Source organism: Bradyrhizobium sp. USDA 4501, assembly GCF_054062115.1.
This window is the reverse complement of record NZ_JBSSEX010000001.1, coordinates 577,062-592,536: the sequence shown is the minus strand read 5'-3', so window position 1 is coordinate 592,536 and position 15,475 is coordinate 577,062. Positions and strand designations below refer to the sequence as shown.

12 protein-coding genes are annotated in these 15,475 nt (G+C 65.1%); 9 read left to right on the top strand and 3 right to left on the bottom strand.

Annotated elements, in window-relative coordinates:
• Window positions 1–3: 3 nt before the first annotated feature.
• Window positions 4–1,593 carry an ABC transporter substrate-binding protein gene (locus tag ACVWZM_RS02820; protein WP_456851773.1) on the bottom strand — a complete coding sequence of 530 codons (1,590 nt, stop codon included), beginning with the start codon at window positions 1,591–1,593 and terminating at the stop codon, window positions 4–6.
• Window positions 1,594–1,615: 22 nt separating this feature from the next.
• Window positions 1,616–2,818, bottom strand: a complete 1,203-nt coding sequence (locus ACVWZM_RS02815) for a serine hydrolase domain-containing protein (RefSeq protein WP_456851771.1) — start codon at window positions 2,816–2,818, stop codon at window positions 1,616–1,618.
• A gap of 234 nt (window positions 2,819–3,052) precedes the next feature.
• Here ACVWZM_RS02815 and ACVWZM_RS02810 point away from each other — a divergent pair, with 234 nt between their 5' ends.
• A complete protein-coding gene (locus tag ACVWZM_RS02810) occupies window positions 3,053–3,727 on the top strand; it encodes a helix-turn-helix transcriptional regulator (protein ID WP_028345120.1) in 675 nt (224 codons plus the stop codon).
• Between the two features lie 916 nt (window positions 3,728–4,643).
• Here ACVWZM_RS02810 and ACVWZM_RS02805 read toward each other — a convergent pair.
• Window positions 4,644–5,570, bottom strand: a complete 927-nt coding sequence (locus ACVWZM_RS02805) for a D-alanyl-D-alanine carboxypeptidase family protein (protein WP_456851769.1) — start codon at window positions 5,568–5,570, stop codon at window positions 4,644–4,646.
• 496 nt (window positions 5,571–6,066) lie between these two features.
• Between ACVWZM_RS02805 and ACVWZM_RS02800 the strand changes: the two genes are divergently transcribed.
• The 8 genes from ACVWZM_RS02800 to ACVWZM_RS02765 all read left to right on the top strand — a co-directional run bounded on the left by ACVWZM_RS02800 (window position 6,067) and on the right by ACVWZM_RS02765 (window position 15,413).
• A complete protein-coding gene (locus ACVWZM_RS02800; RefSeq protein WP_456851767.1) occupies window positions 6,067–7,644 on the top strand; it encodes a gamma-glutamyltransferase family protein in 1,578 nt (525 codons plus the stop codon).
• 331 nt (window positions 7,645–7,975) lie between these two features.
• Window positions 7,976–9,643, top strand: coding sequence for an amidohydrolase (locus ACVWZM_RS02795; RefSeq protein ID WP_076826155.1), 1,668 nt, complete (start codon window positions 7,976–7,978; stop codon window positions 9,641–9,643).
• Window positions 9,643–10,731, top strand: coding sequence for a CobW family GTP-binding protein (locus ACVWZM_RS02790; RefSeq protein ID WP_456851765.1), 1,089 nt, complete (start codon window positions 9,643–9,645; stop codon window positions 10,729–10,731). Before ACVWZM_RS02795 ends, ACVWZM_RS02790 begins: the two co-directional genes overlap by 1 nt.
• 42 nt (window positions 10,732–10,773) lie before the next feature.
• Complete coding sequence (locus ACVWZM_RS02785) at window positions 10,774–12,087, top strand: ABC transporter substrate-binding protein (protein ID WP_310884971.1); 1,314 nt, start codon at window positions 10,774–10,776, stop codon at window positions 12,085–12,087.
• A gap of 1 nt (window position 12,088) precedes the next feature.
• On the top strand, window positions 12,089–12,820 hold the full coding sequence (locus ACVWZM_RS02780; protein ID WP_076826160.1) for an ABC transporter ATP-binding protein: 732 nt from the start codon (window positions 12,089–12,091) through the stop codon (window positions 12,818–12,820).
• Window positions 12,807–13,505: an ABC transporter ATP-binding protein gene (locus tag ACVWZM_RS02775; RefSeq protein ID WP_076826162.1), complete on the top strand. Its 699-nt coding sequence runs from the start codon at window positions 12,807–12,809 to the stop codon at window positions 13,503–13,505. The genes ACVWZM_RS02780 and ACVWZM_RS02775 overlap by 14 nt, the downstream gene beginning before the upstream one ends.
• 16 nt (window positions 13,506–13,521) lie before the next feature.
• Window positions 13,522–14,388 (top strand): branched-chain amino acid ABC transporter permease, encoded by an 867-nt coding sequence (locus tag ACVWZM_RS02770; protein ID WP_456851763.1) that lies wholly within the window; start codon window positions 13,522–13,524, stop codon window positions 14,386–14,388.
• 5 nt (window positions 14,389–14,393) lie between these two features.
• Complete coding sequence (locus ACVWZM_RS02765; protein ID WP_076826677.1) at window positions 14,394–15,413, top strand: branched-chain amino acid ABC transporter permease; 1,020 nt, start codon at window positions 14,394–14,396, stop codon at window positions 15,411–15,413.
• Window positions 15,414–15,475: the final 62 nt, after the last annotated feature.

The window sequence follows — 15,475 nt, the reverse complement described above, 5'->3', positions numbered from 1 at the left end:
CCGCTAGCCTGTCTTGTCGACATTCCAGAACAGCGGCACCGGCGCGCGGACGATGTCCTTCAGCGCCTTGCGCGTCGCGGCCGGTTGATTGTACTGCCCGGTCGGGACGTGGGTGACCACCTCGTAGGCGCGTGCCTGGATCTTGTCGGCCAGCGCCTTCTGGTCCGGCGGCGCCGCGGTTCGGGCAAAGCTGTCGCGCAGCCGCTCGAGCTCGGCGTCCTCGACCCAGCCGAAGAAGCCGCCGTTCTTGCCCTTGCCGTTGACGCAGGCGTTGCCGATCGGATTGACGAGGTCGGCGCTGGCCCAGGTCGAATGGTAGAGCGACCAGCCGCCCTCGGCCGGCATCGACTGTTTGGCGCGGCGTGCCACCACCGAACCCCAATCCATCGCCAGCAGGCTGACGTTCATGCCGATCGAACGCAGCGCCTCGGCCGTGACCGTGCCGAGCGCGGTGATGATCGGGGCGTCGGTCGCGTGCAGGATCGTGATCTGCTCGCCCTTGTAGCCGCCCTGCTTGAGCAACTCCCTGGCTTTCGCGGTGTCCGCCTTGGTCGACCATCCGACCGCGCTTTCGAACGGCGTGCCGGCGACGAAGATTGCCGGCGTGATCTTGTAGTAATCGGGATTGCCGATCTGGGTGTCGAGCCAGTCCTTCTGGTTCACCGCGTGCAGCACGGCCTGGCGGATCTCCGGCCGGTCGAACGGCGGCACCAGCCAGTTCATCCGGCACATGCCGGAGAAGCCGAGCGTGTTGTAATCGGTCAGCTCGACATTGGAGGCGCGCGCAAGCATCGGATGATGGTCGTGCGGCGGCACCTCGAAATAGTCGATCTCGTCGTTGACAAGCGCGTTGGTCGCGATCTGGAAGTCCGGCACGCTGATCCATTCATAGCGGCCGATCTTGACGACCTTGCCGCCGCCGGTGCCGTCGGACGGCTCGTCGCGGGAAACGTAGTCCGGGTTCTTCTCATAGGCGGCCTTGACGCCGGGCTGGAATTCCGCCGTCACGAAGCGGAACGGTCCGGAGCCGAGATGATCTGATATGGCCTGGTCGGCGGGCGTCGCGGCGATCCGCGCCGGCACGATGAAGGGCACGTTGGCGGTTGGCTTGCCGAGCGCCGCCAGCACGAAGCCGCATGGCTCCCTCAGCACCATGCGGAAGCTGCGCTCGTCGACCGCCTTCAGTTCGGCAACGAATTCGAACAGTTTCTGGCCCATCGTGTCGCGCTTGGCCCAGCGCTGCAGCGAAGGGATGACGTCGGCCGACGTCACCGCGCTGCCGTCATGGAATTTGAGGCCGGGCCGCAGGCGGAAAGTGTAGGTCAGGCCGTCGGCGGAGACCTCCCAGGCCTCGACCATCTGCGGCTTGATCTCGAATTTCGAATTGGTCGAGAACAGCGTGTCGTAGATCATGTAGCCGTGGTTGCGCGCGGTCCACGCCGTCGTCATGATCGGGTCGGTGGCGCGCAGCGGCGCGTGCATGACGGCCGTGATCGTCTTCGAACTGGCCCGCGCGATGCGCGGCATCGCAATGCCGAGGCTTGCTGCCGCACTGATCTGCAACAGACGGCGGCGGTTGATCGGTGGTCCCATGGTGTCCCCCTGTCGCAATCGGTCAGCTCTTGCCGGCAAGCATGGCCGCGATCGCGCGATAGCCGCGCATCCACATGTGATCGAGATCGAGATCCATCGGCAGCGGCTGGGAGGAGACGCGTGCGATCACGGTCTCATTGGCCGGATCGATGTAGATCCACTGGCCATGAATGCCGACCGCGGCAAACGGCGTTTCACGTCGATCGAGCGTGTACCACTTGTTGCGGTAATTGCCGTTTGGAAACACTTTCGTCAGGTCGCCGCGCGACCAGGCCTCGGCATTGCCGTTCTGCCTGATGTCGTCGATCCACCAGCCGGGGACGACCTGTCGTCCGTTGCTGATGCCGTGATTGCGCATCATCTCGCCGAACCGGGTGAGATCCCGCAGTGTCGCGCAGATGCCGCCGGCGACGCGGCCGGCACCGCGTGAATCGACCGTGATGTAAGCGTCGTGCTCGGCGCCCATCGGCTGCCACAGATAGTGGGAGAGGATCTTTGCGTAGGACATGCCGCAGGCGCGCTCATAGACCCAGCCGAGCACGTCGGTGTTGGTCGAGACGTAGTGGAAGGTCTCTCCATGCGGTGCGCCGTTCGGCCGCAGCGTGCGCAGATAGTCGCGCAGATTGCTCGGCGGAATCGCCGGATCGGGCAGCTCCCAGCCGGTCGAGCGCCGGTAGTTGATGACGTCGCCGTCGCGCGCCATGTAATCCTCGTCGAAGCGGATGCCGACGCTCATGTCGAGCAGATGCCGCACCGTGCAGCTGCCGCCATAGACCGAGCCCTCCATCTCCGGGATGTAGCGCATCACCGGCGCGTCGGGGTCGAGCTTGCCCTGATCGGCGAGGATGCCGCCGAGCGTTCCGGCGACCGACTTGCTGACGGAGAAGATCAGGTGCGGGGTATCGGGCGTCAGGCCATGGGCATACCATTCGAACGCGACCTGTCCGCGATGCGACACCACGATGCCGTCGGTGTGGCTGGCGCGCAGCGCCTCGCCGACGCCGACCGTCTCGCCGCGCGGGTTGGCGAAGCTGAGGTCGTCGAGATAGCGCGGCGCAAAGGACAGTGGCGCCGGCGCTGCGGCGCGCGCGATGTTCGCGGTGGGCAGCAATTCGCGGACATTGCGGAATGCCCACTCGTTGAAGGGATGTTGGCGCCAGTTGGCGAGCGTGACCTGTTCGTCGGCCGCCGACGGGAAGGCGGCCATGATGCGACGCGAATTCATTCTTGATCCAGCAATGACATCGGATGATGCGCGAAAGTTCCGCATGGCTCGCGTCGCTCGCAATCAACCGGATGGTGGAGGGGGCCGTTGGGTTACTTCGGCGTAACCGTTTCCCCGGATGTGCGCTTCGTGCGTTTGGCCCGCAATTTGCTTGACTATGGCTCGCGCGTGCCTCAGCGTGACGGTTACGCGACGCGCAGACGTTCGCCATCGGGAAACATCGGGAGGTAGGTCATGATCGCGCTTCTGGGCCGACCGGATCCGGCAACCACGCAGGCCATTCAGTTCGCGCGCGGCATTCTCGAGGGGTCGGCGACCGCGTTCTACGAGGTCGACGGCAATTTGACCCTCAACCGCTTCGTGCTCTCTAGCAACGTGCCGCCGAGTTTCCACGACCAGTATCTTGCCGGCATGAACCGGCTCGATCCGTTGCATCCGCGCTCGGCGAGCAACCGGCCGATTGCGCGGCTGAGCACGGCGCTCGACCAATGCGCGACCCAGGAGGCGGCGACCTACCGCGCCTTCGCCGGCCAATGCGGCGTCGCCGACATGATCGAGTTCTTCTTCCGCCGCAACGACCGCATCGTCGCCGGAATGAGCGTGCTGTGGGCGCCGGGCTGCGCGATCCCCGACGGCAGCATGCACATTGCGGAGAAGATCCACGACTATCTCGAGTTCAACCTGACCAGTCGCCTGTCGTCGAATGCCGACGAGCCGGCGCGCTTTGGCCTGACCTCGCGCGAGATGGAAGTCGTCGAGCTGTTGTGCTGCGGCCGAACCAACCGCGAGATCGGCGAGTGCCTGAACATCGGCCTCGCGACGGTGAAGACGCATCTGATCCATATCTTCGAAAAGCTCGGCGTCGAGACCCGCTCCGCCGTCGTGGCGATGATGTCGCGGCCGCATTGAGGCGCGGGCTGTCGATTAGAGCCCGCGGCTCTTCCAGCACGTCGTCTCTGCGAAAGCAGGGACTCATACGCTGCGGCGGATTGTGAACGGGATTCGTTACTCCAGCGTCGTGAAACGATAAACATCGGTGGTTATGGGTCCCTGCTTTCGCAGGGACGTCGATGAGGATGAATCGCAATTCAAGATGTCAAACGGCGCGGTGTCATCACCCGCGAATGCGCGCATGCGGGGGATCCAGTATTCCAGAGATGCCTGTGCTTGAATCGAGAGGCCGCGGCACACTGAATCGCCAGGTCGAGCCGGGCGATGACGCCGAAGAATATGCCAGCACACAGCTCCCTCCACGTGTCGTCCCGGCCTGCGCCGGGACGCCGATAAGGATGCTTCTCGCGCGAGACAACGCACCGCTACTGCGCACCCTTCTTCGGTGTCATCACCCGCGCATGCGCATGCGGGTGATCGAGTGGCGCTTCTGACAAAGCGAAATATTCTTCGCGTGAAGGTTTGACAGGATTTGCTGAGTTGCCCGTCGAACTGATCTGTCGCTTCCGGAATTGGGCGGGACCGTCGCTCCGTGGGCCGAAGCGGCGATCCCTGATCGCGCGAGGTGCATGGTCGGGTGTGGGCAAAATGTCGGCCAATCCGCACGACTGGGGACATGATAGATCGACAAGCGCACGCGGCAATTGCCATTCTGGACTAGCCCCGAGTGACAGATTCAGCGGCAAGCATGCTCCACAGCGCAGAAGTAGTAGCGCGGCGCAGCAATCGCGGTTCCTGGTAGATGAGAGTCCGGAGAGAGGCATAACGTCATGGGTGGAGGCTGGCCGCTACGGCCTCCGAAGCCGCCGTCAGCCCCAGCTCACCCCCTGAGCTGGGGCGCCGGAGCGCACGAAGCGCAGGAGGGGTAGGCCAATCAGAGGCGCGAGCTGAGTTTCGTCGTCGCGGCCTTCGACGCTGCCTTTGACTTTGCGCGCGTCGTCACGCCATGTCTGGAAGATGCTGCGATTCGGGTATGTCGCTTGCCGGCCAGCTTTGTGTGCCTTGATACCGTACGATGAGCAGCATACTCCCGACCATCGACCGGTGCGAGATGCGCTGGGTCTCCATTCAAGTATGGACGTCCGACTCCGAACTGCTTTTCGTGCTCGTCGATCCATTTCCATAATCGCTTGGTCTCGGTTGCACGCTCCTCCTTGCTCCCGCCATTCATGCTGACGACGTCTGCGGCGAGCCCGTGACCATAGCCTCCACGCGAGCTGCCGCCGTGATAGGACTTGTCATTTGCGGCCTTCAGCCCGCTTGCAATCGATTGGCGGTAGTCATCGCGAAATCCGCTTGTGATCCCGGGTGCCAGTCCGGCCTGCTCCGCTGCGTGGAGCATATAGAACAGCTTTTGCTTGAAGGCTCGATCCATCCCTCCGATCACGTAATCCATCAGAGGCATGCGGGCTCTTTCTGCCGCCTTGGGGTCCTTCCATCCGAAGTCATTTTCGACCCGCTTCGGGATGCTGCGCGTGACCGTGATCAGCTTGCGCTTCCGTTTGATGATCACGTCCTTTTTTTCGTACACGACGATCCAGTCGGTCTTCGGCGCTCGCGTGTAGAGCGCGCCAAGGAACCGGTCGATGCACGCCTCGGCAACAAAGCATTCGTCCAGGACCAGAACTGTATCAATATTGTCCGGGGCGACCTTGAACGAGCCGGCAACGTTGGCCGTGGATACCTGCTCAGGTTGCTTCTCGCCTGGCGTCGTCGACGGAGCCTCGGGCGACGCTCGGTCCGCGTCCGGCAATACACCTCCGTCGGCATCGGATTGAGCCGACGGTTCGGATGCCGTCACGGGTCGGCTCGACTCCTCATTGGGCGACGCCGCACGCACGTCGTGAACGACGGCGCAGCATGACAGTGAGACCAGAGACGAGGCAATGCGTAACCAACCAGCCCCCCAACCGAACCGACTTCGCCTGGCGCCATGAAGCTCTCTGAGAGATGACATCGGCATTGGCAATCGACATGAGCTAAATTGATCGTGGCAGCGTGCCATCGCGCTCCGGGCTTGGCAACCAGTTACCCACCACAGAATTGCCGCCGAGCACGCAACTATTCAGATAGGCCGAAAGAATTCCTCACGCGCAGGTTTGACAGGTTTTGCCCGGTTGCCGCCGGATCAATTCGCCGCGTCCGAGAGGTGTGACAACCCTCGTCCGTATTCACCGATCCACCGTTGGGTGGATTGCTGCCTGCCCGGTGGCCAAACGAGAGTCCTCCGCGAGGACCGGTGTCGTTTTCGACAATGTTGGCGAGCGGCGGCCGCTCACAACATTGAAGGAAACGACATGCGCGATTTCATGGCCGTCGGCCGTTCGGTGGCGGTTGCGGAGCGTGGCATGGCCGCGACCTCGCACCCGCAGGCGACGCTGGCCGCGGTCGAGATGCTGAAGGCCGGCGGCAATGCCGTCGATGCCGCGGTGGCGGCGGTCGCGGTGCAGGGCGTCGTCGAGCCGCAGATGACCGGGATCGGTGGCGACTGCTTCGCGCTGTATTCACCTGACGCCGGCGAGCCGATCGCGCTGAACGGCTCGGGCCGCACGCCGGCCGCAACCGATGCCGAGAAATTTGCCGCAAGCGGCGCGCGCGACATTCCGCCGACCGCGCCCGAGGCCGTCACCGTGCCCGGCGCGATCGATGCGTGGTGCCGGCTGGTCGCCGATCATGGCAGCAGGTCCCTGGAGGAGATCTTCCGACCGGCGATCGCGGCTGCCGAGCGGGGCTTTTGCGTGACGCCCCGCGTCGCGGAGGACTGGCGCCGCTTCCGGGCCCGGATCGAGATCGACGGCAATGCGGCGGCGCAGTTCCTGCCCGGCGGCAAGGCGCCTGAGGTCGGCGACATCCGTACGCAACCCGCGCTCGGCCGCACCCTTCGCCGGATCGCGCAGCACGGACGCAACGCGTTCTACACGGGCGAGGCTGCCGACGAGATGGTGGCTATCTTGCGTGCCCTGGGCGGCGCCCACAGCACCGACGATTTCGCCGCCCAAGCCTCCGACTATGTGCACCCGATCTCGGCGCGCTACCACGACCACGACGTGGTCGAGTGCCCGCCGAACGGGCAGGGCCTGGCCGCACTGATGATCCTGCGGACGCTTGCAGGCTTCGATGTCGGCAAGCTCGGAGAGGCCGATCGCATCCATCTGCTGGCTGAAGCCACCAAGGCGGCCTACCGCGCGCGCGACGCCTTCTTTTGCGATCCCGCCACCAGCAAGGTCGATCCGGCCGCATTCCTTGCCGACGACTATATCGAGAGAATCCGTGGAAAAATCGACATGCGCCGCGCATCCGCGCCCGCGACCTGGGACGATATCGAGCATCGCGACACCGTCTATGTCACGGTGGTCGACCGCGATCTCAACGCCGTCTCGCTGATCAACTCGCTGTTCTATCCGTTCGGCAGCGGCATCTACGCGCCGAAATCGGGCATCCTGCTGCACAACCGCGGCTGGAGCTTTCGCGCCAAACCGGGACATCCCAATTCGCTCGGGCCGCGCAAGCGGCCGATGCATACGATCATTCCGGGCCTTCTGCGCAAGGACGGCAAGACCGTGATGTCGTTCGGCGTGATGGGCGGGCACTACCAGGCCGCGGGCCACGCCAATCTGCTGTCGAACATCTTCGACATGAAGATGAACATCCAGGCCGCGGCCGAGGCGCCGCGCTCCTTTGCCTTCGACGGCGCGCTGTCGCTGGAGACGACCATTTCTCCCGGGATACGCGACGACCTTCGCGCCCGCGGCCACGATGCGCGGTTCTCGGAGGAGCCGATCGGCGGCTGCCAGGCGATCCGCATCGACCACGCCCGCGGCGTCCTGTTCGGCGCTTCGGACCACCGCAAGGACGGACTGGCGCTAGGGTTCTGAGGCGCGTCGCGCGGTTTCGGAATAATAGAATAGTAACGCTGATTTGCCCGACATGTCAAAGTCGCCATGTCGAGTGCCGGCACGCCGCCGGCTACTGTGCATGGGGTTGTTTTCGATGTTTTGGCAGTGCGCCCCTGCGGAGGCAGGCAATACGCAATAGCCCTGCGCTCGCGGGGAAGCGGCGGAGCATCCACCGGACGGTGGATTGTTCCAAATGCCGACATGCCGAACGTTTGGCCATCATGCCGGCGTCGTGCGCGGTTCAGCCTTGTGCACCGCACGGTGAGAGGCTGATCGCTCCAGGCTTTCCCAATCGAGAAGTTTGATCTGTATGAACAGGACATTCGCCGACACGGTCTTCCGCAACGGCCGGATCTACACGTCGAACCGCGGGCAGCCCTGGGCAAGCTGCGCAGCCGTCAAGGCCGGCCGGTTCATCGCGGTGGGCGAGGAACGCGACGTCGCGGCGCTCATCGGCGAGGAAACGGCGACCGTCGATCTCGGCGGACGCATGGCGATGCCGGGGATCGTCGACATCCACAATCACATCATGATGGGTGGACAGGCCGATCTTTACGAGCTGCGCTTCTCCAACGCCGACAGCATTCCAAGGATCGCCGAAACCCTGCACAAGGCCGCGTCAGCGGCTGCGCCGGGCGCCTGGATCGTCGGCGGGCAGTTCGGCAATAATCTCCTGAACGAGATGAACACCGCGGAGTCCTGCGCGCTGCTGGACGCTGCCTGCCTCGGGCATCCCGTCGTATTGCGCGACGACACCTATCATAATCGCTGGGCGAGCTCGGCGGCGCTGCGGCTGGCCGGCGTTGCGGCCGACACGGCTGATCCGACCGACGGCGAAATCGGCCGCGACCTCAAGACCGGAACGCTGACCGGCATCATGATCGAGGCCGCCTCCGGCCTGGTCGAGCGGGCGCTCGCGGCCTCCGGCCACTACACGGCCGAGATGGACCGCGCGGCGGTGGCGCGCTCGATCTCGGTGCTGAACGCCTATGGCGTCACCGCCTTCATCGACGCTGCCAGCATGCAGCCGATCATGGCGGCGCTGAAGGGGCTCGACGACCGCGGTGAGCTGACCGCCTGGGCGGTGTGCGCGATGCCGGTGGTCGAGCCGGGCTTCATGTTCGGCAAGGCTGGCGAGGAGCTGTTCGCGCTGCGCGAGGATTACCGCGGTGCGCATGTGAAGCCCGATTATGTCAAGGTGTTCCTCGACGGCGTGCCGGGCGCCAAGACCGCGGCCTTCCACGAGCCGTATGTGGCCGACCCGGTGCGCGGCTGCTGCTTCCGCGGCTCCACCATGCTGACCGTGCCGGACCTGATCCGTTGGCTCGGGCGCTGCGAGAAGCTCGGCCTTGCCGCGAAGATCCATTGCGCGGGCGACGCCGCGGTGACGCAGGCGCTCGACGCCATCGATGTCGTGCGCAGCTTCAACGGCCCGACCCATCTGATCCATCAGATCGCGCATGCGAGCTATATCGCGCCCGACGATGTCAAGCGCTTCGCCGAGCTCGGCGTCGCCGCCGACCTGTCGCCGATCATCTGGTATCCGACCATCTTCCTCGAGGCGCACAAGGCCGCGATGGGCGAGGAGCGCGCGCAGCGCTTCTGGCCGAACAAGGATTTGAAGGAAGCCGGCGCACTGATGGCCGGCGGCTCGGACTGGCCGGTGATCCCGATCCCCGACCCCTGGCAGGGCATCGAGGGCATGGTGACGCGGCAGAATCCGACCGGAGATTTTCCGGGCAAGTCGCTGTGGGCGGAGCAGGCGCTCGACCTCAAAACCGTGATCGACATCTACACAATCGACGCCGCGCGCGCGGCCGGCCTCGGCCAGTCGATCGGCTCGATCGAGGTCGGCAAATCCGCCGACCTCATCGTGCTCGACCAGATGATCTTCGACATCCCGCCGGATCAACTGGCCGATACGCGGGTCGAGCTGACCTTCTTCGAGGGCCGCAAGGTTTACGAGCGGGGCTCGTGATGGGCACGGCGGATCAGATCCCGGTCACGGTGCTGACCGGTTTCCTCGGCAGCGGCAAGACCACGGTGCTGAACTATTTGCTGCGCCAGCCAGAGCTCAATGGCGTCGTCGCCATCATCAACGAGTTCGGCGAGGTGGCGTTGGATCACCTTTTGGTCGAGAGCAGCGAGGACCGCCTGGCGCTGCTCGACAATGGCTGCATCTGCTGCTCGGTGCGCGAGGACCTGATCGAGACGCTGGCCGACCTCGCATCGCGCCGCGCTGACGGCACGATCCAGCCATTCCACCGGGTGCTGGTCGAGACCACCGGGCTCGCCGATCCCGTGCCCGTGCTGCACACGCTGATGACGGCGTCCGATATCGTCGGCCGCTACCGGATCGACGGCGTGGTCGCGACCGTCGATGCGGTTAATGGTACGCACACTCTTGCGGCGCACAGCGAAGCCGTCAGGCAGATCGCCGTCGCCGACCGGCTGCTCGTGACCAAGACCGACCTTGCCGCCGATGATGCACTGGCGCGGCTCGATGCGCAGCTTGCGGCGATCAATCCGGTCGCAACGCGCTCACACGTGCGGAACGGGATCGTCGATCCGGCAAAAGTCCTCGATGCCGGGCTGTTCGATCCGGCGGCGCGCTCCGCTGATGTGGTGCGCTGGTTCGATCTGGCAGCGCAGGCGGCGAACACGCCGCACCATCACGGGGATCACCATTGCGACGGCGAGGCGTGCAGCCACCACAGTCACCACGCGCACGACACCGGCGTATCGTCCTACAGCCTGATCATCGACGAGCCGATCCAGCGGGAGGCGTTCGCGCGCTGGCTCGATTATGTCGCGGCGCTTAGAGGCGAGGACCTGCTGCGCTTCAAGGCGATCGTGCATGTCGCCGGGCAGCCCGACGCGCCCATGGTGGTGCACGGCGTGCAGCACGTGTTCCATCCGCCGATCGCGCTTGCCGGCTGGCCGTCGGCGGACCGGCGCTCGCGGCTCGTCTTCATCGTGCGCGGCATCCCGCGCCAGATCATCGAAAACACCTTGTGCAAATTCGCCGCGGTGAGCCGTGCGGCGATCCAGCGATCTGCTGCGTGAGCCGCGGTCAGGCATTTTCATTGGTTGTGGAGGGAGAGGGACATGACTGAGACAAAGAACAATACGGCATCCGGCCGGCTCAATCGGCGCACGCTCTTGAAAGCGGCCGGTGCCACCGGTCTGGCATCGGCGATGAACGTGCCGCTGGTCAATGTCGCGCGGGCTGCCGGCAACACCATCAAGATCGGCTGGGTCGGCTGCCTCTCCGGCGTCCGCGCGCAGTTCGCCGAGCCCGATCCCTGGATCCATGAGCGCATCAAGGCGCGGCTGAAGGATGGTCTGAAGATCGGCGGCAAGACCTATCAGGTCGAGCTGGTGTTCAAGGACAATCAATCCGATCCGAACCGCTCGTCGGTGATCGCGAGCGAGCTGGTGCTGCGTGAGAAGTGCGACCTGATCCTGATCGAGGACGGCGACGCCCAGCCGCCGGTGCAGGAGCTCGCCGACGCCCGCGGCATTCCCACCATCTCGACCATGGTGCCGTGGCAGGGCTGGATGTTCCCGCGCAAGTCGACGCCGGACAAGGGTTTTCCCTACAGCTACCATTTCTTCTGGGGCGCCGACGACGTTGCGAAAAATTTCTTGGGCATGTGGCAGTCGGTCGACACCAACAAGAAGGTCGGCACGCTCTACATCGACAACCCGCCGGGCCAGGCGTTCTCCGATCCGAAGCTCGGCCTGCCGGCGGGCATCTCGGGAGCGGGCTATCAGGAGTTCTCGGCCGGCAAATTCCAGATCGCGACCGACGACTTCACCAACCAGATCGCGCTGTTCAAGAACAACGGCGTCGACATCGTCTCCGGCTTCACCTTCAGCAATCACTGGGTGACGCTGTGGAATCAGGCGGCGCAGGCCGGTTTCAAGCCGCAGATCTGCACGGTGGCGGCGGCCTTCCTGTTCCCGGCTGCGGTGAATGCGCTCGGCGATCGCGGCGACGGCATGTCGACCGAGGTGTGGTGGACGCCGGCCTATCCGTTCAAGTCCTCGCTGACCGGGCAGAGCGCTGGCGAGCTCGCCGCGGAGTGGGAGAAGACGACAGGCAAGCAGTGGACCCAGCCGATCGGCTACGCCCATGCGCTGTGGGAGGTCGGGCTCGCGGCGTTGCAGAACAGCGATCCCAAGGACAAGAACTCATTGCGAGATGCGATCGCCGGCCTCGACATGGAGACCGTGGTCGGCCGGGTCAAGTTCAAGGACAGCCCGATCAAGAACGTCGCGGTGACCTCGCTGTCGGGCGGGCAATGGCGCAAGGCCAAGGGCGGCAAGTCGAAATACGAGCTCCTGATCGTGCACAACGGAACGGCACCGTTCATCCCGAAGCAGGCCGATCTCCAGCTGCTCTCCAAGCTGGCCTGAGATGGCACCGCTTCTGCGCGTCAGCGGGCTGTCCAAGCGCTTCGGCGAGATCGTGGTCGCCGACAATGTCAGCTTCGCGCTGGCGCGCGGCGAGTGCCTCGGCGTGATCGGCCCGAACGGCGCCGGCAAGAGTTCGCTGCTCAACCTGATCGTCGGCCTGCTCACGGCCGACGGCGGCTCGATCATGCTCGACGACAGGGAGATATCAGGCCTGCCGCCGCACCGCCGGGCGCGGATGGGGCTCGGGCGAGCGTTCCAGATTCCGCAGCCGTTCCCGCATCTGTCGGTCTATGAGAACGCGCTGGTCGCGGCATCCTACGGCGCCGGCCTCACCGGCGAGGCGGCATCGAGCTGGACCATGGAGGTGCTGCAGCGCACCGGGCTCGACGCCAAGGCGGACAAGCTCGCCGGCGCATTGCCGCTGATCGACCGCAAGCGGCTGGAATTCGCCAAGGCGCTGGCCTCGAAGCCGAAACTGATCCTGCTCGACGAGATCGCGGCCGGTCTCACGGAGCCCGAGGTCGAGCGCCTCGTTGCCATCATCCAGTCGGTGAAGGCCGACCATGCCACGATCTGGATCGAGCACATTCCGCACGCGCTGCGCGCGGTGTCGGATCGCATCCTGGTGCTCGACTTCGGCCGCAAGGTGCTGGAGGGACCGCCGGCCGAGGTCATGGACAGCGCCGTGGTGCGCGAGATCTACATGGGATTGAAGGCCGATGGCGTTGCTTAATGTGAACGGCCTGCAAATCTTCTACGGCGACCTGCAAGCCGTGTTCGACATGAACTTCACCGTCGCGGACGGCGAGGCGGTGGCGCTGGTCGGCGCCAACGGCGCCGGCAAGTCGACGTTCCTGAAGGCGCTGGTCGGTCTCAACGAGGAGCGGCGCGGGGCCGTGCAGTTCGACGGCATCGATATCTCGCAGATGCCGGCCGAAGATGTGTCGCGGCTCGGCCTCATCATGGTGCCCGAGGGCCGCCTGCTGTTCGACTCGCTGACGATCGAGGAGAACCTCTTGATGGGCAGCGTCAATCGGCGCAAAGGCAGCTGGACCCTGCGGCGGGTGTTCGACCTGTTCCCGATCCTCGAGGAGCGGCGGCGGATGTTTCCCGGCCAGCTCTCCGGCGGCCAGCAACAAATGGCGGCGATCGGCCGCGCGCTGATGTCGAACCCGCGGCTCCTGCTGTGCGACGAGATCTCGCTCGGGCTCGCGCCGGTCGTAGTCGAGCAGATCTACCGCTCCTTTGCCGACATCCGCCGCGAGGGCACCGCGGTCGTGCTGGTCGAGCAGGACGTCAAGCGTGCGCTCGCGACCTCGGAGCGGATCTATTGCCTGTTGAAGGGGCGGGTGTCGCTGACCGGCCCGGCGCAAGGGTTGCAGCCGGAGCAGCTAACGCACGCCTATTTCGGTAACTAGCCAGGATTGGCACGACATGATCTGGGTTGAGACATTGATCAACGGGGCTCTGCTCGGCGGGCTCTATGGGCTGCTCGGCATCGGGCTCGCGCTGGTGTTCGGCGTGATGCGCGTCGTCAATATCGCCCATGGCGAGTTCATGGTGCTGAGCGCGTTCTGCGCCGTGCTGCTGGCCAACCTGTTTCCGCAGGTCTCGCCCCTCTTGATGCTGATCCCAGTGATCGCGCTGTCCTTTGCGGTCGGATGGCTCTACCAGGCCGCCATCGTCAACCGGGTGGTGACCTCGCCCGATCCGCTATCGCCGCTGCTGCTGACCTTCGGCGTTTCTGTCATTCTGCGTAACGTGATGGTCGAGGTGTTCGGCGCCGACGTGCGCAGCCTCCAGGTCGGCGAGCTCTCGCGCGCCAGCCTCGAGATCGCGGGCCTCAATATCGGCATCATGCCGCTGCTGACACTGGTGCTGGCCGCGCTGCTGTTCATGGCGCTGCAGCGCGTGTTGCGTCATACCGAGTTCGGCCGGATCGTGCGCGCCACCGCCGACCGCCGCGATATCGTTCGGCTGTCCGGCGTCAAGCCGGACCGGGTCTATAACTATGTCATGGGCCTGTCGCTCGCGCTCGGCGCGATCGGCGGCGTGCTGCTGGCGGTGCGCTCGAGCTTCACGCCGTTCTCGGGTGCCGAGCGGCTCCTGATCGCGTTCGAGGTCGTGGTGCTGGGCGGGCTCGGCTCGTTCTGGGGCGCGCTGCTCGGCGGCATCGCGCTCGGCATGGCGCAATTGATCGGGCTGAAAATCGATCCGAATGCCGGGCTGCTCTATGCGCACCTCCTGTTCTTCATCATGCTGCTGATCCGCCCGTCGGGTCTCGTGTCGAGCAGGGTGTGATGCCGATGCCGACACGTACCATTCTTGCGGCCTCTGCCATCGTGCTCGTCGCGGTGATTGCCGGCGCGCCCTTCGTGCTGAACGAGGGATTCCTGCGGCTCGCGACCGAGTGCCTACTCTTGCTGACGATGGCGCAGATGTGGAACCTGCTGGCGGGTTATGCCGGGCTGGTCTCGCTTGGCCACCAGGTCTTCATCGCCTTCGGCGCTTATGCGCTGTTCCTGACCTCGGGCTGGCTCGAGGTTACGCCGATCTGGGTGCTGCCGGTCGCGCCGCTGGTGGCGGGCGCCGTTGCAGCGATCATCGCCTTTCCGCTGTTTCGGCTTCGCGACGCCTATTTCTCGATTGCGATCTGGGTGTTCGCCGAGATCATCGGCGCGTTTACGATGAAGTCGCAGGCCGTCGGCGGCACGTCGGGCGTGCCGCTCGCGACCAGCAAGCTGATCGATTTCGACTGGTTCGAGCCGACGATGTTCTGGCTCGCCGGCGGCCTGACGCTCGTGACCATCGCGGCGCTGTACAGGATGATGACGTCGAGCTTCGGGCTCGGGCTGATGAGCGTGCGCGACAATGATCTTGCCGCGATGAGCGTCGGCGTTGACGTCCGGCACAATCGTTTCGTCGCCTTCGTGCTCTCGGCGGCGGGATGCGGGCTAGCCGGCGCGCTCAGCTTCATGGGCAATCTGTTCATCGCGCCGCTGGCGGCCTTCGACGTCAACTGGTCCGTCTACATGATGTTCATCGTGATCATCGGCGGTATCGGAACCCTGGAAGGCCCTATCCTCGGCGTCATCATCTTCTTCGGCCTGCGTGAGCTGATGACCGGCCCACTCGGCCTGTCCGGCGGCTGGTATCTGGTGGGGCTCGGCATCATCGCCGTCGTGGTGATGATCGTGGCGCCGCGCGGCCTCTGGCCGGCCTTGCGCGATCGCTTCGGCGTGCGGCTGCTCGATGTACACCGCGCCGCGCCACGCCCGGCCGCCGCCGCGATCCTGCCGGCGGCGTCGGAACAGGTTACCGGATGAAGAAGCGGGCCTTCACGTCGCCACCGTTGCTTGTATTCTGACAGTTCTGGCTTTGAGTGGAG

What these genes read in the sequence shown, in the direction of transcription:
- ACVWZM_RS02820 (WP_456851773.1), bottom strand. Translation starts at nt 1,593, where the DNA reads ATGGGACCACCGATCAACCGCCGCCGTCTGTTGCAGATCAGTGCGGCA.
- ACVWZM_RS02815 (WP_456851771.1), bottom strand. Translation starts at nt 2,818, where the DNA reads ATGAATTCGCGTCGCATCATGGCCGCCTTCCCGTCGGCGGCCGACGAA.
- ACVWZM_RS02810 (WP_028345120.1), top strand. Translation starts at nt 3,053, where the DNA reads ATGATCGCGCTTCTGGGCCGACCGGATCCGGCAACCACGCAGGCCATT.
- ACVWZM_RS02800 (WP_456851767.1), top strand. Translation starts at nt 6,067, where the DNA reads ATGCGCGATTTCATGGCCGTCGGCCGTTCGGTGGCGGTTGCGGAGCGT.
- ACVWZM_RS02795 (WP_076826155.1), top strand. Translation starts at nt 7,976, where the DNA reads ATGAACAGGACATTCGCCGACACGGTCTTCCGCAACGGCCGGATCTAC.
- ACVWZM_RS02790 (WP_456851765.1), top strand. Translation starts at nt 9,643, where the DNA reads ATGGGCACGGCGGATCAGATCCCGGTCACGGTGCTGACCGGTTTCCTC.
- ACVWZM_RS02785 (WP_310884971.1), top strand. Translation starts at nt 10,774, where the DNA reads ATGACTGAGACAAAGAACAATACGGCATCCGGCCGGCTCAATCGGCGC.
- ACVWZM_RS02780 (WP_076826160.1), top strand. Translation starts at nt 12,089, where the DNA reads ATGGCACCGCTTCTGCGCGTCAGCGGGCTGTCCAAGCGCTTCGGCGAG.
- ACVWZM_RS02775 (WP_076826162.1), top strand. Translation starts at nt 12,807, where the DNA reads ATGGCGTTGCTTAATGTGAACGGCCTGCAAATCTTCTACGGCGACCTG.
- ACVWZM_RS02770 (WP_456851763.1), top strand. Translation starts at nt 13,522, where the DNA reads ATGATCTGGGTTGAGACATTGATCAACGGGGCTCTGCTCGGCGGGCTC.
- ACVWZM_RS02765 (WP_076826677.1), top strand. Translation starts at nt 14,394, where the DNA reads ATGCCGACACGTACCATTCTTGCGGCCTCTGCCATCGTGCTCGTCGCG.